Source organism: Corynebacterium sp. LK2537 (assembly GCF_040946485.1).
GTDB lineage: Bacteria > Actinomycetota > Actinomycetes > Mycobacteriales > Mycobacteriaceae > Corynebacterium.
Genome location: NZ_JAYWLQ010000003.1, coordinates 218458 through 235795 on the forward strand (window position 1 = coordinate 218458; position 17338 = coordinate 235795).

The following is a 17338-nucleotide window of genomic DNA, read 5'->3' on the forward strand; positions in this document are numbered from 1 at the left end:
GCCCGAATGCCTACTAAGATGGCGGGCATGAGTAACGGCCAAACCATGTTAATTGCGTTCGACGGCTCGGAGCGCGCCGCCCGCGCCATGCAGCAAGCCGCTCAGCTGCTGCGCCCCAGCACGGTGGAGATCCTCACCGCCTGGGAGCCGGCCGCCCGCCAGGCCGCCCGTGCGGTTAGCCGCACCGGCCTGCACCAGTCGACGGTCTCCCCGGAGGCCACCGAGGAAGACCCGGCCTACGAGGAGGCGCTGGCCATCTGCCGCCGCGGCGTCGAGGTGGCCGAGGGGCTCGGCCTAGCGGGACGCGCCCACCTGGTCGAATCCGCCACGACTATCGCCTCCGCCATCGTGGATGCCGCCCAAGAGCTGGACGTGGACGTCATCGTCACCGGTACCCGCGCGCTGACGGGCTTCCGCTCCTGGTGGACTAACTCCACCGCGGACCAGATCGTGCGCAACGCCGGCATCCCGGTCTTTATTGTCCCGCCGGAAAACGACGAGGACGAAGAAGATGACCCGGAATACTTCGAGTAGCTGCTAGGATTTGGTCCCATGGCAGTAGAATCCGACTCTTTGACAAAGCGCACGCTGGGCCCGGCCGTCGGCAGCGCCGTGGTCGGCCTGGTGCTCGGCGTGGTCACCATCGTGGGGATCGCCCAGTTCAGCGACGCTGATACGGTGCCTTCCGGCCACGCGGTGCCGGCCGATGACGCCGTGCTGGGCGGGCCTGAGTACGGCTCCCGCCAGTAGGCGTGCCCCGGCTGTCTACTAAACTCCGCCCCCACCTCGCCGGGTGGGGGCTTTTGGCGATCGTCGTCTTTGTCCTGCAGTTCGGGCACAACGCCCAGGTCGCGGCCGACACCAAGCACGACCTGCTGGTCGACCCGGCGGGTTTTCTGCGCGGGGCGCTGACCCCCTGGACGGATGTGTTTACCCTGGGGCAGCTGCAAAACCAGGCCTACGGTTATCTCTTCCCGCACGGGCTCTTCTTCCTAGCCGCCGATCCCCTGCCGGAGTGGGTGGCGCTGCGGCTGTGGTGGCTGCTGGTGACCGGCGTGGGCTTTTCCGGGGCCTTCCTGCTGGCCCGGCGCGCCACCGACGCGGGCCCGGGCTGGTCGTTTATCGCGGCGCTGGCCTACGCGCTTTCCCCGCGCGTTATGACCACGCTGACCACGATCTCCTCGGAGACCTGGCCGGTCATGCTGGCCCCCTGGGTCCTGGTGGCTTGCCTCGCCCCGCGGTCGGGGCGCTGGCAGTGGGCGGCCGCGGTCATCCCGGTCGCGCTGATGGGCGCGGTCAATGCCACCGCCACCCTGGCCGCCTGCGTGCCGGCGGCGGTGGTCTTGCTCTGCCAGCGGCGCTGGCGTTTCTTCGGCGCCTGGCTGGCCGGCTGCGCGCTGGTCAGCGCCTGGTGGATCGTCCCGCTGCTGGTGCTGGGGCGCTTTGCGGCGCCCTTTACGGAATTCATCGAGTCGGCATTCGTCACCACGCGCTGGCTCAACCTGGCCGAGATCCTGCGTGGAACTACCAGCTGGTCCCCCTTCGTGGACACCGAGCGCACCGCCGGCGTGCTGCTGGTGGCCGAACCCGTCTTCGTCCTGGCGACCGTAGCCGTGGCCGCCGCCGGGCTGGTGGGACTGTGCCGCCTGCCGCGGACGTGGTCGGTGGTGCTGATAGTGGGCATCGCGGTGCTGGGTACCAGCCTGCCGGCTTACCGGGAGCTGCTCGACGGGCCGCTGGCCGCGCTGCGCAACCTGCACAAATTCGATCCGCTGGTCCGCCTGCCGCTGGTACTCGGCCTGGCGCAGCTAGGCGCGCGCCTCGGCTGGCCGCGGACCTTGCGCCCCGACCGCCGGCAGACCGCCGGGCTGCTGCTGGCCGTGGTGGTCGCGGCCAGCGCGTTCCCGGCCCTGTCCGGGCGCCTGCTGCCGCGCGGGGCCTACGATAAGGTACCAAGCTACTGGACCGCTGCCACTGATTTTCTGAACGAACACGCCGCCGGCACCCGCACGCTCATCTACCCGCCCGCGTCCTTTGCCCGGCAGGACTGGGGCTGGACCCGCGACGAGCCGGCGCAGCCGCTGCTTGAAGTCCCCTGGGCCGTCCGCGACGCCATCCCGCTTATCCCGCCGGAGGCCATCCGCGGCTTGGACGGGATTACCGCGGCCTTGGAACACGACCCGGCCGCGGGGGCGAAGGCCCTACAGCGCCTGGGCATCGGCGCGGTGCTGCAGCGCCACGACCTGGACGAGCCGGCGGCCAGCGATAGCTCGGTGCGCGCGGAAGACCTGCCGGGCACGGTCCACACCTTCGGCGAGGTGGACGTGGTGCTGCTCGACCCGCAGCAGGACCTGCAGATGGCTGACGGCGCCCCGGTGCGCGTGGCCGGCGGCGGCGAGGTCCTCGCCCTACTGGACATGGTGGATGCGCCCGGCGCGCGCGAGCTCGTAGACGCGGACGCCGACATCGTAACCGATACCCCGCTGCTGGTGGACCGCAACTACGGCACGCTAGACGGCCCGGTCTCCGCGCCGCTGGCCAAGGGCGATAGCTCCCGGGTCCACAACCGGCTGCGCGACTACCCCTCGGCAGGACAAACGGTGGCGGTCGAAGAACACGGCGGCCGCGTGGTGGCGGAGTCCTCGGCCGACGATGCCGACTCCTTCGGCGGCGCCGATCCCGCCCGCTCCGTGACCGCCGCGGTCGACGGGCAGGACGACACCGCCTGGTGGCCGGCCCCGGGGCAGACCGGCTGGCTGGAGCTCCAGGCCCCGCAGGGCGAGGTCTTTGCCTCCCCGGTGCTCAGGCTCACCGCCACCGACGACACCCGCGCGACTGTCTCGTCCGGCTCCGCCTCCGTCGAGGTGGAGCTTAGCGCCGGCGAGGAGTCCACGGTGCGCGTGCCCGGCGGCGACAGCGCCGCGGTGCGCATCACCCCGCACGAGCGCGTCGGCATCACCGCCGCCGAGGTCGCCGGCCACCCCATCGAACGCGTCGTGACGGTGCCGGATACCTCACCTAACGTGGAGGCCTTCTTCTTCCAGCGGCTGACCGTGGACACGGGTGCCATCATCCGGGACTTCACCGCGCCGCGGGAGATGGAGCTTCCCCTGCGCGCAGGCGCTGAATCCGACGCCGACAAAGACGCCGAGGCGCCGGGGGTGCGCATCGACGGCCGCGACTACCGCCCGGGCGAGACGGTGCGGCTGCCGGCCGGCCCGCACCGGCTGGAAACCGCGGCGGCCTGGGTCCAGCTGGGCGAGCTGCCGCGCACTCCCCTTGAGCCCACCGGGGAGGCTATCGCCCCGGCAGACCACGAGCGCCTGCTGATTACCGGGCGAGCGTATAACGCCGGGCTCAACGGCTGGCTGGACGATGCCCCGCTGCAGGCCCGACAGGTGGACGCGGCCACCCAGGCTTTTGTCATTCCGGCGGGCGCGAGCGGCACCTTCCGCCTGACCTTCGCCGCAACGGGCGCGTACCAGGCCGGCCTTCTCGGCGGCGGGGCGCTGGGGCTGCTGACGGTTATCGCCTGCGCGGTGGTCTGTTGGCGCCGGCGCGGCGAGCACGTGCCGCGCTCCTTCCCGGAGCCGTCCCGGGCGCTGTGCCTGGCACTGGCCGCGGGCGGGCTCGCGCTGCTGGGCTGGCCGGCCCTGCTGGCGGGGATAGCGGCGTTCGCGGCGGTGCGCTGGACGACGCTGCCGGCCCCGGCCTTGTCCGCCGCGCTGCTGGCGGCCGCCGGGGCAATGCTGGCCCGCGCGCCCTGGCCGAGTGCGGGCTATGCCGGCGATTCGGCGCTGGTCACCGCCCTGTGCGCCGGGGCGGTCGCGTGCGTGTTCGCCGCTTCTTCCCGCACCGGCCACAGCGCCCGCACCACGCGCGCGCCGGGGCGTTCCACCCATTCGTAGCCGGCGGCGCTGACCACTACCGTGCCGGCCACCGTGGCCAGCCACACGAGGACGAAGTTTATGGCCCCGCCGCTAAACAGATCGATCCCCAGCAGCGGGAAGACCAGGTCCAGCACCGCCACGTGCCAGAGGAAGATGCCATAAGACCAGACTCCGGCCGCCTGCAGGGGCGCGGATTCCAGCACCCGCGAGCGCGGTGCGAAGATGAAGGGCAACACCACGCAGGCGGCGAAGACCCCGCCGACCAGGATGCGGCGGGCAAACTCGTCCGGGTCCGGGTGGGTCAGCCCGCGCGGGCCGAACCACTCCCGGCTAGCCAGCCAGATGCACCCGGCGGCCAGGCCCAGCCACATCCAGCGCCACGAAGCCACCCGCTGGACCCAGGCCGGAACGCGGCCTTCGGCCTCGGCGGCCAGCATGCCCACGGCGAACCACAAGGTATAGGCCGGCGGCCAGATCTGGGTATTAATCCCGTCCGGGTCCGCGTTCGCCACGAAGGGCAACCACGCCCAGCCCAGGCTCAGCGCGGCCGAAGCCGCAATCACCAGGCAGCGCACTCGGCGCCCGCCCGGGAGGAGTTGGGCGGCGATGGCCAGCAGGGGCATCGTTAAGTAGAAGGCGATCTCCACGCACAGCGACCACAGGTGGGTCAGCCCGGGGGCCAGGCCGTCTGGCCAGAAGATCTGGGTCGAGGTGAGGTTGGCTACAACCTGCTGGAGGCTCACCCCGGCGGCCGAGGGCAGGAAGGCCAAGACCGCGATCACGCAGGCCAGGTAAGCCGGCGCGATGCGGGCGGTGCGGCTGCGGTAGTAGCGCGACCAGCCGCGGGCGGCGTAGCGCTCCCGCCGGCGCCACAGGACGAAGGCGCTGAGCGCGAAGAAAACCGCCACGAAATAATCGAAGCGCTCGGCCCAGCCCCAGCCGGTGCCGGTCTGGAAGCTGACGTGGGTGACGATGATGCCCAGCGACGCGACCGCCCGCAGACCGTCTAGGGCGTCGAGCCGCTGCGGTAAGGTGTTATGCACGCCGGTGTGGGGCGCGGCGGGCTGGCGGTGCTTCGCGTGAGCGTGCGGCACGCTGCCTCCTTCCCTCGCCGGGGCATGGTCGCTTGGGGCTTCACCGCAAGCGTCCGTGCAACCAGAACCTGTAACTTTCCGTGATTGGACATGATACTGCAATGAAGCGCTTCCTCCGGCTCCGCGGCCGCCTGTTCTGGACCGTGGTGGCGGCAGCCTGCGCGCTCATTATCGGCGCGATGGTCCCCGCGATGTATGAGAACCAGACGCGCCAGCTCTCCCGCGACATCGACTACCAGGTAACGGCTACCTCCCCCGAGTCGATGGTGCTGGACTACCAGGCCTTCCGCGCCGGGAAGCCGAACTCGCAGCGCGCCGCCAGCCCCGAGTGCGAGCCGGCGAAGCTGGCCAACGACCAGACGCAGTACCCGCTGGCTTGCTTCATCCGCGACGTGCCGATGGAGGTCGAGCGCCACACCCAGACCGGCAAGGCAGACGACTCGACGCTGGCCAGTTCCGAATCCGAGGTCACCACCCTCATCGACGACCACCTGGCCGCACGCGTGAGCGAGTCCTCGGTGCTGAACCGGGAGTCGACCTTCCCGGCCTCCGGGCCCTCGACCGCGCTGACGCTGTCGCTGGGCGAGGGCGGCGACGAGATCACGGACCCCGGCTTCGAGCGCGACGGGCTGCAGTACTTCTTCCCCGCCGACACCGAACAGCGCTCCTACCCGCTCTACGACCCGCTCCTGCACGGCTCGGAGCCGCTGGACTTCTCCGGCACCGAGAAGGTAGACGGCATCCCCACCTACACCTTCCAGCAGGACCTGCACGGCCGTGAGCTCGACCCGGAGGTGGAAAAGCTGCTGTTTTACTCCCTCGCCGGCGCGAGCGCGGACGCGGAAGAGGCCACCGAGGTCGTCGGCCCGGCGGGGAACTTCTATTCGCAGGCGGACATGGAACGCTTCGGCTACCACCCGGAGGACACGGTCGTGCTGGAGCCGTATTACTCGGTCAGCCGCACGGTCTGGGTCGAGTCCACCACGGGCACCATCGTTAACGCCGTGACCCACGTGGACATCAGCTTTGCGACCTCCCCGCAGGAAGCCGCCCAGCTCGACGCCACCGACCCGGCGCGCGAGCGGGCCGTGGTCAACGCGCGCCTCGAGTGGAGCCCGGACAGCCAGCAGCGCGCCCTGGACAAGGTCGCCAGCACGGTCAACATGACCAAGGCGATGTCGATTCTCGGCTGGGGCGGCAAGGCCCTGGGCGTGGTCCTGCTCATCATTGCCGCGCGGATGTACATGCGCCGCCGCGCCGGCGAGGCGAACTAACCGCCCGCAGGTCCGCCCATGCCGCGCCTTCTTCCCGCCAGCCGCCCCGCCGCGGTGCGCGCGGCCTGCTTGATCGCGGTCGCCGCCGCGTGCATCGCTAGCGTTACCTGGCCTTTTGTCCTGCCGGGCGAGCTTGTCTGGCGGGACATGGTCGTGCCCGCGGATATGGCGTTCAGCCCCGCCAATTTCGGCGGCGGGGACCTGCCCGCCCGGGCTGTTCCCCAGGACGGGCTGCTCGCCCTAGCCGCCCAGCTCGTGCCGGCGCACTGGCTCGTGCGCGCGCTGGTCATCGGCTCGGCAGTCGCCGCCGCCTGTGGCGGCTGGCGGCTGACCAGGTTGTGCGCGCCGGCGGCAGGGCAATCTCCGGAAGTTGTGGCGGACCGGCACCTGCTGGGCCCGGCCGCGGCCATCGCCTTGTGCGTGGCCAACCCCTTGGTGATCGAGCGGCTCCTGCAGGGCCAGTGGTCCATCGCGGCGGCCGCCTGGCTGGGCCCTGCCATCGCCGCGGCGGGCCTGGCGGGGCGGCGGCCCGGGCAGTGGGCGGCCATGTTCGTCTCCTCGCTGACGCCGACCGGCGCGCTGTTGGGCGCGCTGACGGGCATCGCCACCGCGCGGCAGCGGCTAGCCACGGCCTGCTACGGCCTGGCGCTGTGCCTGCCATGGGCCCTGCCCGGCCTGCTGGGGGTCGTGCGCGGCACCGCGCCGGGGATGGATGCGGCCGCCGCCGTGGCGGCCTTCGCGCCGCGCGCTGAGGCCCACGCCGGGCTGCTGGTCACCGTGCTCGGTCTGGGCGGCATTTGGAACGCGGACGCCGTGCCCGCCTCCCGCCAGGCCGGTTTCGCCCTGGTCGGCGTGCTGCTTATCGCCGTGGTGGCGCTCGGCTGGGCCCGGCTTTTCGGTGCGGGCCGGGGCGCGGGCTCCGTGCGCTGGCCGGCCGGCGCCGGGGCGCTACTTGTCCTGGCCGCGCTCGGGCTGGGCGGGGTTCTGCTGGCTGCGTTATTCCCCGGCGCGCTGGCCTGGGTCGTGGACACGGTGCCGGGCGGCGGGCTGCTGCGCGACAGCCAGAAATTCCTGGCCCTGGCCGTGCCCGCCTACGCGGTGGGCCTGGGCGCGGTGCGCGGCCCGAGTGCCACGGCCGGGCTGGTGGCCGTGGCACTCTTGGTTCCCGATGCCGCCCGGGCGGTGGCGCCGCTGCAGCCGCGGCCGGCGGGCACGGACAGCGCCCTGGTCCACCAGCTGGGCGGCCGGGACGCCCTCTTCGTCGACCGGCCGGAGCTGGTGGAGGCCCCCGGCGGCGTGGCCGTGGATCCGTATTCCAAGGTTGCGGCGAAGGTCCAATCCGGCGCCTTGCGCGTCGACGGCGCTCTCCTGGACTACCCGGCGCCGCGCTGGGTGGCCGCCCAGCGCGCGTGGCAGGAGCGGGACTTGGGACGGTTGGAGCACCTCGGCGTGGGCGCGGTCGTCGAGGGCGGCCAGGTTGTTGCCGAGACCGGCGCCGGCCCGCAGCCGCGGCCCTGGGGCCTGGTCGTGGCCTGGCTGCTCACCCCGCTGGCGGCCGGGCTTATCGCGCGCTGGTTTTCCCGGTCACGCGCGCGAGCAAATCCATAAACCGGCGGCCGGTGCTCTCCCAGGAAAACTGGGCGGCGAATTCTTGCGCCCCGGCACCGAGGCGGTCGCGCTCGGCCGGGTCGGCGATAAGCTCGCGGGTGGCCTGGAGTAGCTGCGCCGGGGTCTCCACCAGCCGGCCGGTGGCCTGGTCGTGGACGCTGTCGCGCAGGCCGAAGGAATACCCCACTGTGGGCACCCTATGTTGGGCCGCCTCCATGACTGCTAGTCCCCATCCTTCCTTGCGGGAGGGCATAAGGTGCAGGTCCGCCTGGGCCAGCAGGGCGTGCTTGTAGTCCTCGGTTACCTGGCCGCGGAAACGCACGCGCTCGCCCAGCCCCAGCTTTTCGGCGTACTCGCGCAGGCTGTGTTCCCACCAGCCGGAGCCGACGATGTCCAAGACCGCCTCCGGGATCTGCGCGACGGTGTCCATGGCGTGCTCGATCTGCTTGTGCGGCACCAGGCGCGACAGGGTCACCAGGTGGATGGCGGCCTCGCGCTCCAGGCGCGGCACGTGCGGCGGGATTGGATCCACGCCGTTTTCGATGATCTCGGCCCCCTGCACGCCCAGGGTCTCCAAGTCCTGACGGGACGCCGGCGAGACGGTCACGTACGGCGCGCCGCGGTAGACCGCCGGCGCCACGCGGGACTCCAACCACCAGCCCAGGCGGGCCAGCACCGGGCCGGCCACGGGCCACTGCTCCTTGTGGAGGTGGTGGGTCAAAAGGACCGTCGGCACGCCGGCGACGGGACGGGCGAAAAACGGGATGCCGTTCTGGGTATCCACCACCACGTCGATGCCGCGCAGCGGGCCCAGCCCCACCCGGCCGGCCAGGATGGCGGCCAGGGCATAAGGGTAGACGCTGTACTTGCCGCCCACGCGCCAGTAGTTCACGCCGTCGCGCTTGTCGTGGCGGGCGCCGTTCATGTGCCGGGAGGTCCAGTAGATGACCTGGTGGCCGTGAGCGGCGAGGTATTCGCCGACCCGCTCCAGGTAGCGTTCGGAGCCGCCGCCCTGGGGGTGGGTGGAATCGCGCCAACAGAGTAGAAGTATTTTCATGTCGAGCTACTAGCCTAGTGGCTATGCGCTACACCCGAGCCCTGGCCACGCTGAGGAGATCCTGGCAACTCCTGCGGGCCTTCCCGCAGGAGCAGACCCACCCCGCCGCCTTCTACGGACCCCTGGCCGAGGACACCGCCGAGCTCATCGGGCGGCTGGCTCACGATGCCGGGCTCGCCCTCCGCGGCTCCTTAGTCCTCGACGTCGGCGGCGGCCCGGGCTATTTCGCCGCCGCCTTCGACCGCCGCGGCGCCCGCTACATCGGGCTGGAGCCCGACGCCGGGGAGATGTCCGCGGCGGGACTCACGCTGGCCAACAGCGTGCGCGGCGACGGCACCCGGATGCCCTTTGCCGACGGGACCTTCGACGTGGTCTATTCCTCCAACGTGGCCGAGCACGTCCCCGACCCGGAAGCGCTGGCCGAGGAGATGCTACGGGTGACCCGCCCCGGCGGCCTGGTGGTGCTCAGCTACACCGTGTGGCTGGGGCCTTTCGGCGGGCACGAGACCGGCCTGTGGCAGCACTACGTGGGCGGGGCCTTTGCCCGGGATTACTACACTCGCCGCCACGGCCACCCGCCCAAGAACGTCTACGGCACCTCGCTCTTCGCGGTCAGCTGCGCGCGCGGGCTGCGGTGGGCCGAAAACGCGCAAAAGCGCGGGGACGCCGAGCTGTTGTTGGCGTTCCCGCGCTATCACCCGCGGTGGGCGTGGTGGCTGACCCGCGTTCCCGGGTTGCGGGAGTTTCTGGTCAGCAACCTGGTGCTGGTGCTACGCGCCAGCGCCTAGACCCTTTAGGCGCTCTGGTGCTCCTCCACGCGCGACTTCAGGGCGTCGAACTGGTCCCAGACCTCCTGCGGGACGCGGGAGCCCAGGAAGTTCAGGTAGTCGGAGTTGTCCTGGATGTCGCCGGACCAGTCCTCGGCGTGGACGGCCAGGGCCTGCTTGACCTTGTCGATCTCCACGTCCAGGCCGTGCAGGTCCAGGTCCTCGGCGCGCGCGGTGGAACCGATGATGGTCTCCTCGGCGCCGACGTTGCCCTCGATGCGGTCGATGATCCACTTGAGCACGCGGGAGTTTTCGCCGAAGCCCGGCCACAGCATCTTGCCGTCGTCGCCCTTGCGGAACCAGTTGACCAGGAAGATGGCCGGCATGCGGTCGCCGCCCTTTTCGCCCATGTTGACCCAGTGCTGCAGGTAGTCGCCAGCGTTGTAGCCGATGAACGGCAGCATGGCCATCGGGTCGTGGCGCAGGGCGCCGACCTTACCCTCGGCCGCGGCGGTCTGGCCGGAGGCCAGCAGGGAGCCGATCATCGTGCCGTGGTTCCAGTCGAAGGCCTGGGTGACCAGCGGGACGGTGTCGGCGCGGCGGCCGCCGAAGAGGATGGCGTCGATCTTCACGCCCTGCCAGTCGTCGTACTCCGGCGCGGCGGTCGGGCACTGGGAGATCGGCACGCAGTAGCGAGAGTTCGGGTGGGCGGCCTTGGTGGCCGAGTCCGGGGTCCAGTCCTCGCCGGTCCAGTCGATGAGGTGGGCTGGGGCGTCGCCGTCCATGCCCTCCCACCAGACGTCGCCGTCGTCGGTGAGCGCGACGTTGGTGAACAGGGTGTTGCCCGGCTCCATGGTCTTCATGGCAATCGGGTTGGAGGCGTAGTTGGTGCCCGGGGCCACGCCGAAGAAGCCGTTCTCCGGGTTCACGGCGTACAGGCCGTCCTCGCGCAGGTGCAGCCAGGCGATGTCGTCGCCGACGACCTCGGCGCTCCAGCCCGGGATGGTGGGCGTGATCATCGCGAGGTTGGTCTTACCGCAGGCCGACGGGAAGGCGGCCGCGATGTGGTAGTTCTTGCCTTCCGGGTTGGTCAGCTTCAGGATGAGCATGTGCTCGGCCATCCAGCCCTCTTCGCGGGCCATGACGGAGGCGATACGCAGCGCGTAGCACTTCTTCGCCAGGATGGCGTTGCCGCCGTAGCCGGAGCCGTAGGACCAGATCTCCTTGGTCTCCGGGAAGTGGGTGATGTACTTGGTCTCGTTGCACGGCCAGGCGACGTCCTCCTCGCCCTCGGCCAGCGGGGCGCCGACGGAGTGCAGGGCCTGCACGAAGGCTCCATCGGTGCCGATCTTCTCCAGCGCTTCCGCGCCCATGCGGGTCATGATGCGCATGGACAGGACCACGTAGGCCGAGTCGGTCAGCTGCACGCCGAGCTTCGGGTCCGGGTCGCTAATGGGGCCCATGCAGAAAGGCACGACGTACATCGTGCGGCCGCGCATGGCGCCGCGGAAGGCGTCGGTCATCTCTTCCTTCATCGCGGCCGGCGGGGCCCAGTTGTTGGTCGGGCCGGCGTCTTCCTCGTTCTCCGAGCAGATGAAGGTGCGGGACTCGACGCGGGCGACGTCCGAGGGGTTGGAGCGGGCCAGGTAGGAGTTCGGGCGCTTTTCCTCGTTGAGCTTGAGCAGGGTCCCCTTCTCCACCAGCTCGCCGGCGAGCCGGTCGGCTTCTTCCTGAGAGCCGTCTACAAAGACCACTTGGTCCGGCTGAAAGAGCTCCACGTTCTCATTGATCCACGCGATAAGCTCCGGGTTGTCAGTCGGAAGTTGTCCAACAAGGCCTTTAATTTCGGCGGTCATCTAAAGTCTCCTGGGGTTATTTCTTCACGTTGTCAGACTTAAGCCATGACTTATGTCTTAGAGGGCATTCCACCTCCAGCGTAACGCGCCGGCCGGCGCAAGTACCGACAATTCGCCGGGCACTGGATATATCCACACTGTTTACCACAACTTAACCGAGGGTACGCCATACCGTCACCGGCAATCTCATAGTTTTCGTACCCCCGTCCGGGGGATCGACCCGGCGGGCCGAGCCGCCGCCCTACTCACGGCGCCACCCCCAAGCAGCCCGCCTTCGCCCGGCTGGTCATAACCGGCTCCCCTCCGCGCCCGGATCCGGCCGCAGCGTGCGGCCTATTCCTTATGTTCTTTCCCCACTGCCGGCTCTGGAGCCGGCATTGCCGCCGCCGGCGGCGCGGCAAATTGCCAACTGCGCTGGCTAAGTGAACAATAGACCACGATGGATAACTCTAGTAACACCCCTACCGCCGTGGGCGAGATGCCGCCGGGCCGCCCGCTGCAGACCGAGTTTAACGACGGGCTGGACTACCCGCGCCTGGGTAACGTGACCTTCCGTCGTGGCAGCCTGACCGACAACCAGCAGGCGCTTTTCGCCGAGCACTGGCCCCGCCTGGGCCGGGTGCTGGCCGACGAGCGGATCGATATAGAGGAATGGTTCGGGCGCAGCGGCGCCAAGACCGTGGTGGAGATCGGCTCGGGTACCGGCACCTCGACCGCGGCGATGGCCCCGTTGGAGCAGGACACCAACATCGTCGCCGTGGAGCTCTACAAGCCGGGCCTGGCCAAGTTGCTGGGCCAGGTGGTGCGCCAGGACATCGACAACATCCGCATGGTGCGCGGCGACGGCATCGAGGTGCTCGCCCGCATGTTCGCGCCGGAGTCCCTGGACGGCATCCGCGTCTTCTTCCCGGATCCGTGGCCCAAGGCCCGCCACCACAAGCGCCGGATCATCCAGTCCGGGCCGCTCAACCTGTTCGCCTCCCGCCTCAAGCCGGGCGGCGTGCTGCACGTGGCCACGGACCACGCCGGCTACGCCGAGTGGATCGACGAGCTCGTCGAGGTCGAGCCCATCCTGCGCTACCGCGGCTGGCCGTGGCCCGAATGCCCGCAGCTGACCGACCGCCAGGTCATCACCAAGTTCGAGGGCAAGGGCCTGGATAAGGACCACGTTATTAAGGAATACCTCTGGGAAAAGAGGCCGCAGTAATGACTACCCGCAAGCTGCTGCTCGTCTGGGACGCGCCCAACATGGACATGGGCCTGGGCGCCATCCTGGGCGGGCGCCCGACCGCCGCCTTCCGCCCGCGCTTCGACGCCATCGGCCGCTGGACCGTGCGCGAGGCCTGGGACCTAGACGCCCAGCCGCACGCCGCGGTCTTTACCAACGTCACCCCGGGCGGGGCGGACGTCATCCGCCCCTGGGTCGAGGCCATCCGCAACGTCGGTTTCGCCGTCTTCGCCAAGCCCAAGGTCCACGACGACACGGACGTGGACCCGGACATGCTCGACTACATCGCCGCAAACCGCGACGAGCTCGCCGGGCTGGTGGTCGCCTCCGCCGACGGCCAGAATTTCCAGGAGACCCTGGAGGAGCTGGCAAACGAGGGCGTGCCGGTCACGGTGGTTGGCTTCCAGGAGCACGCCTCCTGGGCCGTGACCCACCCGGTCATCGACTTCGTGGACTTGGAGGACATCGACGGCGTCTTCCGCGAGCCGCTGCCCCGAGTCAACCTGGACAACCTGCCCGACGGCGGCGCCTGGCTGCAGCCTTTCCGCCCGCTTTCTGCCTTGCTCGACGAACGCTAGGAGCCGCATGTTTTATAGCTGGGGCCGTTTTTCTTATGCCCACCGCAAGCTCATCCCCGTTATCCTGATCGCGCTGATCCTGGCTCTGTTCGCTATCTTCGGCACCCGCCTGGAAGACCGCATGAGCCAGGAAGGCTGGGAGGATCCGGGCGCGGCCTCCACCGTGGCCGCCGAGCTCGAGCAAACCACCTTCGGGCGCGACAACAACGGCGACGTCATCGTCATGGTGGAAAACCCGGACGAGAACTTCGACGCCGCCCAGCAGTACTTCGCCGACATCAAGGCGCAGTACCCGGACCAGATTTCCCACCTCAACGGCTACTTCGACAAGAAGAACCCGAATTTCATCAACGAGGACGGGACCTACGCCTTCACAGCCATCGGGCTCAAAGGCGACGCGGAGCAAACGCTCAAGGACTTCCGCACCATCGAGCCGGCGCTGCACGAAACCGACCTGCCCGTGCAGGTCGCCGGCGCGACCGCGGTGGCCGATGCCCTGGACGACGGCATGTCCAACGACATCTCCCGCGCGGAGAAGGCCGCCCTGCCGCTGGTCGGCCTGTTGCTGCTGGTGGTCTTCGGCTCCGTCGTGGCAGCGTTCATGCCGCTTATCGTCGGCGGCCTGTCCATCCTCGGCTCGCTGGGCATTTTGTCGATCCTGGCCGGTTTCCTGCAGGTCAACGTCTTCGCCCAGGCCGTCGTCACGCTGCTGGGCCTGGGCCTGGCCATCGACTACGGCCTGTTTATGGTCTCCCGCTTCCGCGAGGAGCTCGACCGCGGCCGCAGCACCCAAGACGCCGTGGCGATTACCACCGCCACCGCCGGCCAGACGGTGGTCTTCTCCGCGGCCATGGTGGCCGTGGCCCTGTCCGGCCTCTTCATCTTCCCGCAGGCCTTCCTGAAATCCGTGGCCTACGGCTCGATTTCCGCCGTGGGCCTGGCCGCGCTGCTGTCCGTGACCGTGCTGCCGTCGCTGTTCGGCCTGCTGGGCAAGAACATCGACAAGTGGTCCATCCGGCGCACCAAGCGCACCGCCCGCCGCCTGGAAGACACCTGGTGGTACAAGCTGCCGGCGTGGGCCATGGGCCGGGCCAAGCTGATGACCGTGGGTATCTGCGCCCTGCTCATCGCGCTGACCATCCCGCTGATCAACATCGCCTTCGGCGGCATCAACGAGACCTACCTGCCGCCCAGCCAGGACACCCGCGTCGCCCAGGACACCTTCAACGAGGAATTCCCCACCTTCCGCACCGAGCCGGTCAAGCTGGTGGTGGAGGGCGCCGATAACCAGCAGCTGGCCGACGTCTACCTCCAGGTGCGCGACATGGACGGCCTGACCGAGCCGATGAGCCCGTCCACGGCCACCAAGGACGGCATCACGGTGCTCTCCGCCGGCATCCAGGACCGCGACGACTATGCGGACATCGTCCACCAGCTCGAGGCCGTCGACGCCCCGGAGGGCGTGAACCTGTACGTCGGCGGCACACCGGCGATGGAGGTCGAGTCCCTCGACGCCCTCTTCGACAAGCTGCCGTGGATGGCCATCTACATCGTCGTGGCCACCTTCATCCTCATGGCGCTGGTCTTCGGCTCGGTGGTCCTGCCCGCCAAGGCCATCATCATGACGCTGCTGACCCTGGGCGCGACCCTGGGCATCCTGACGGCCATGTTCGTCAGCGGCGTCGGCGCGGACCTGCTCAACTTCACGCCGGGCCCGCTGATGAGCCCGATCCTGGTGCTCATCATCGCCATCATCTACGGCCTGTCCACCGACTACGAGGTCTTCCTGGTCTCCCGCATGGTCGAGGCCCGCAAGAAGGGCGCAACCACGGACGAGGCCATCTCCTACGGCACCGCGCACACCGGCGGCATCATCACCGCCGCCGCGCTGATCATGATCGTGGTGGCCGGCGCGTTCGGCTTCTCCGACATCGTGATGATGAAGTACATCGCCTTCGGCATGATCTTCGCCCTGTTCATCGACGCGACCATCGTGCGCATGCTCCTGGTGCCGGCCGTCATGCACCTGCTGCGCGAGGACAACTGGTGGGCCCCGCAGTTCATCCACCGCGCCTACGAGAAGCTCGGCCACGACAAGGAGCCGGCCGCTGCACCCGCAGCTGCCCCGCAGCGCACCCCGCGGGAGGAAGGGCACTGGGAGGAGATGCCGGCCCAGTCCGAGGCCGTCCTGGCTACCGATGCCGATGATTCCACCGACTACGAGCGCGAATCCGCCCCGCAAGAGGAGCCCGCGGCCCAGCCGGTCGTGGAAGATGACCGCGATTATCCGGCGCGGGGCAACCGCAACACGTCCACCGATGATTCCCTGGTACCGTTTAGCGAGCTAATGAAAAGACTAAACAAGGACCAGGGAAGGGACTAGGCGTTGAAAAAATGGCTGCAGTGGGTCGCCGCGCTTGTGATTCTCGCGGTGCTCATCTGGGTCTTTCGCGATGAGCTGGACTTCCTCCAGGACGGTTTCCGGCGGCTGCGCACCGCCGACCCCTTTGCCGTGGGGCTGGTGGTAGTCGCCTCCCTCGGCGCCATCGTCGCCATGGCGGAGGTCATGCGCCTGCTCATCCGGGCCGGCGGCGTGCCCGTCCCGCTGAAGGAGACCACCGCCATCACGCTGGCCTCCAACGCCTGGTCCACTACCCTGCCGGCCGGGCCGGCGTTTTCCGCCATCCTCACCTTCCACGTCCAGCGCGGCTGGGGCGCCTCCGTCGCCCTGGCCGGCTGGTTCTTCGTGCTCTCCTCGGCCGTGTCCACCATGTGGCTGGTGCTCATCGGTCTGGGCGGGGTGGTCTTCCTCAACGCCCAGATGCAGGTGCTCTCCCTGCTGCTGACCCTCACCGCGGTGGTGGCGCTGTGCGGTCTAGTCTTCTGGGTATCCAACCACCCGCGCACGATTGAGCGCTGGCTGTCCCGGCAAAAACTCCTGCGCGGCGGCAAGCGCGACGCGCTCATCAAGCAGGTGCGCAATCTCTCCGAGGTCCACCTGAACCGCTGGCAGTTCGCGCAGGTCGCCGGTTATTCCCTGGCCAACCGGCTGCTGGACATGGCCTCCCTGTGGGCGTGCGTGTGGGCTATAACCGGGGACGTCCCAGCCCTGCACGCCGGGGAGGACCAGACCACCCTGGCCGGCGTCGCCCTGGCCTACCTGACCGCCAAGCTGGCCGGCTCCGCACAGGTCACCCCGGCCGGCCTTGGCACGGTCGAGGCCGCCATCATCGCCACGCTGGTGGCCACCGGCATGACGGCTATCGATGCCACCGGCGCCGCCGTCGTCTACCGCCTGATTTCTTTTGCCCTCATCACCGTCATCGGCTGGATCGTCTACTTCTGGCACTATGCTCGAAATGGACTGACCTATGCCGCCCTCAACCGAAAGGATCACGCCGATGCGTCCCGCACCGCTGCTTGATATCGTCGCCATCATGCTCTTCGCGCTCTTCGCGCGAATCGCCCACCCGCCTTTCACCTTCACCGGGCTGCTGGCCGCCTTCTGGCCCTGGGCCGTGGGCGCGCTGCTGGGCTGGGTCTTCATCACCAGCATCAAGGCCTCACCCGGCCGTTGGGTCGAGGGTGCCATCGTGTGGTGCTCCACCATCGTCGGCGGCATGATCCTGTGGTCCATCGTCAACAGCCAGCTGCCGCACTACAGCTTCCTGCTGGTCGCCTCCATCATGTCCGCCCTGCTGATGTTCGGCTGGCGCGCCATCGCCGCCTTCCGCGCCCGCCGCGCCGAGGTCGCCGAGATCAACGCCCAGCGGGCACAGCGCGCCCGCACTCGGACCGCTACCCGCCCGCCGCGCCGCTAACCGGGCGTTAATACGAAAAATCGGCCGGCGCTGCGAACCCTGGGAAGGGCGCAGCGCCGGCCTTTGGCCTTTCGGCGGGAAATTAGCCGAAGATGTGTGCCAGCTGGTTGCCGATGGCAATGACCAGACCGACGATCTCGCTGACGATGTCCAAAGCGCTGCTCA

Annotated in this window: 13 protein-coding genes and 1 pseudogene; 11 read left to right on the forward strand and 3 right to left on the reverse strand. The window is 69.4% G+C overall.

What is annotated here, in order from left to right:
* Nucleotides 1–27: 27 nt before the first annotated feature.
* Genes VVS03_RS05845 through VVS03_RS11310 form a run of 3 tightly spaced genes read left to right on the forward strand, consistent with a single transcriptional unit; the run spans nt 28 to nt 3908 of the window.
* The gene (locus VVS03_RS05845) at nt 28–534 is read left to right on the forward strand and encodes a universal stress protein (protein WP_368521303.1); all 507 of its coding nucleotides are present in this window, start codon (nt 28–30) and stop codon (nt 532–534) included.
* 18 nt (nt 535–552) lie between these two features.
* Nucleotides 553–750: a DUF2613 domain-containing protein gene (locus tag VVS03_RS05850; protein WP_070768425.1), complete on the forward strand. Its 198-nt coding sequence runs from the start codon at nt 553–555 to the stop codon at nt 748–750.
* 53 nt (nt 751–803) lie between these two features.
* Nucleotides 804–3908, forward strand: a complete 3105-nt coding sequence (locus VVS03_RS11310) for an alpha-(1->3)-arabinofuranosyltransferase family protein (RefSeq protein WP_409338393.1) — start codon at nt 804–806, stop codon at nt 3906–3908.
* Between the two features lie 62 nt (nt 3909–3970).
* Here the strand turns inward: VVS03_RS11310 and VVS03_RS05860 are convergent.
* A pseudogene (locus VVS03_RS05860) lies at nt 3971–4984 on the reverse strand (acyltransferase family protein); the annotation flags it as partial.
* Between the two features lie 101 nt (nt 4985–5085).
* Between VVS03_RS05860 and VVS03_RS05865 the strand changes: the two are divergent.
* Nucleotides 5086–6258: a porin PorA family protein gene (locus VVS03_RS05865; protein ID WP_368534170.1), complete on the forward strand. Its 1173-nt coding sequence runs from the start codon at nt 5086–5088 to the stop codon at nt 6256–6258.
* 18 nt (nt 6259–6276) lie between these two features.
* A complete protein-coding gene (locus VVS03_RS05870; protein ID WP_368534169.1) occupies nt 6277–7866 on the forward strand; it encodes a hypothetical protein in 1590 nt (529 codons plus the stop codon).
* Here the strand turns inward: VVS03_RS05870 and VVS03_RS05875 are convergent.
* Nucleotides 7820–8923, reverse strand: a complete 1104-nt coding sequence (locus VVS03_RS05875) for a glycosyltransferase family 4 protein (RefSeq protein WP_368534168.1) — start codon at nt 8921–8923, stop codon at nt 7820–7822. The two genes, VVS03_RS05870 and VVS03_RS05875, sit on opposite strands and share 47 nt — an antisense overlap.
* Nucleotides 8924–8946: 23 nt before the next feature.
* On the opposite strand from VVS03_RS05875, the gene VVS03_RS05880 reads away from it, so the two are divergent.
* Nucleotides 8947–9711, forward strand: a complete 765-nt coding sequence (locus VVS03_RS05880) for a class I SAM-dependent methyltransferase (protein WP_368519983.1) — start codon at nt 8947–8949, stop codon at nt 9709–9711.
* 5 nt (nt 9712–9716) lie between these two features.
* Here VVS03_RS05880 and VVS03_RS05885 read toward each other — a convergent pair whose 3' ends face one another.
* Nucleotides 9717–11546 carry a phosphoenolpyruvate carboxykinase (GTP) gene (locus VVS03_RS05885; RefSeq protein ID WP_368534167.1) on the reverse strand — a complete coding sequence of 610 codons (1830 nt, stop codon included), beginning with the start codon at nt 11544–11546 and terminating at the stop codon, nt 9717–9719.
* A gap of 439 nt (nt 11547–11985) precedes the next feature.
* Here VVS03_RS05885 and trmB point away from each other — a divergent pair, with 439 nt between their 5' ends.
* The 5 genes from trmB to VVS03_RS05910 are packed head-to-tail and all read left to right on the forward strand — an operon-like array spanning nt 11986 to nt 17173.
* The gene (trmB, locus tag VVS03_RS05890; protein ID WP_368519985.1) at nt 11986–12753 is read left to right on the forward strand and encodes a tRNA (guanosine(46)-N7)-methyltransferase TrmB; all 768 of its coding nucleotides are present in this window, start codon (nt 11986–11988) and stop codon (nt 12751–12753) included.
* The gene (locus VVS03_RS05895; RefSeq protein WP_368519986.1) at nt 12753–13352 is read left to right on the forward strand and encodes an NYN domain-containing protein; all 600 of its coding nucleotides are present in this window, start codon (nt 12753–12755) and stop codon (nt 13350–13352) included. Before trmB ends, VVS03_RS05895 begins: the two co-directional genes overlap by 1 nt.
* 7 nt (nt 13353–13359) lie before the next feature.
* Nucleotides 13360–15735 (forward strand): MMPL family transporter, encoded by a 2376-nt coding sequence (locus tag VVS03_RS05900; protein WP_368534166.1) that lies wholly within the window; start codon nt 13360–13362, stop codon nt 15733–15735.
* 3 nt (nt 15736–15738) lie between these two features.
* The gene (locus VVS03_RS05905; RefSeq protein ID WP_368534165.1) at nt 15739–16776 is read left to right on the forward strand and encodes a YbhN family protein; all 1038 of its coding nucleotides are present in this window, start codon (nt 15739–15741) and stop codon (nt 16774–16776) included.
* The gene (locus VVS03_RS05910) at nt 16754–17173 is read left to right on the forward strand and encodes a DUF3054 domain-containing protein (RefSeq protein ID WP_368534164.1); all 420 of its coding nucleotides are present in this window, start codon (nt 16754–16756) and stop codon (nt 17171–17173) included. The genes VVS03_RS05905 and VVS03_RS05910 overlap by 23 nt, the downstream gene beginning before the upstream one ends.
* The last annotated feature ends 165 nt before the right edge of the window (nt 17174–17338 follow it).

Coding starts and splice junctions, on each gene's coding strand:
- VVS03_RS05845 (WP_368521303.1), top strand. CDS start 28: ATGAGTAACGGCCAAACCATGTTAATTGCGTTCGACGGCTCGGAGCGC.
- VVS03_RS05850 (WP_070768425.1), top strand. CDS start 553: ATGGCAGTAGAATCCGACTCTTTGACAAAGCGCACGCTGGGCCCGGCC.
- VVS03_RS05865 (WP_368534170.1), top strand. CDS start 5,086: ATGAAGCGCTTCCTCCGGCTCCGCGGCCGCCTGTTCTGGACCGTGGTG.
- VVS03_RS05870 (WP_368534169.1), top strand. CDS start 6,277: ATGCCGCGCCTTCTTCCCGCCAGCCGCCCCGCCGCGGTGCGCGCGGCC.
- VVS03_RS05875 (WP_368534168.1), bottom strand. CDS start 8,923: ATGAAAATACTTCTACTCTGTTGGCGCGATTCCACCCACCCCCAGGGC.
- VVS03_RS05880 (WP_368519983.1), top strand. CDS start 8,947: ATGCGCTACACCCGAGCCCTGGCCACGCTGAGGAGATCCTGGCAACTC.
- VVS03_RS05885 (WP_368534167.1), bottom strand. CDS start 11,546: ATGACCGCCGAAATTAAAGGCCTTGTTGGACAACTTCCGACTGACAAC.
- trmB (WP_368519985.1), top strand. CDS start 11,986: ATGGATAACTCTAGTAACACCCCTACCGCCGTGGGCGAGATGCCGCCG.
- VVS03_RS05895 (WP_368519986.1), top strand. CDS start 12,753: ATGACTACCCGCAAGCTGCTGCTCGTCTGGGACGCGCCCAACATGGAC.
- VVS03_RS05900 (WP_368534166.1), top strand. CDS start 13,360: ATGTTTTATAGCTGGGGCCGTTTTTCTTATGCCCACCGCAAGCTCATC.
- VVS03_RS05910 (WP_368534164.1), top strand. CDS start 16,754: ATGCGTCCCGCACCGCTGCTTGATATCGTCGCCATCATGCTCTTCGCG.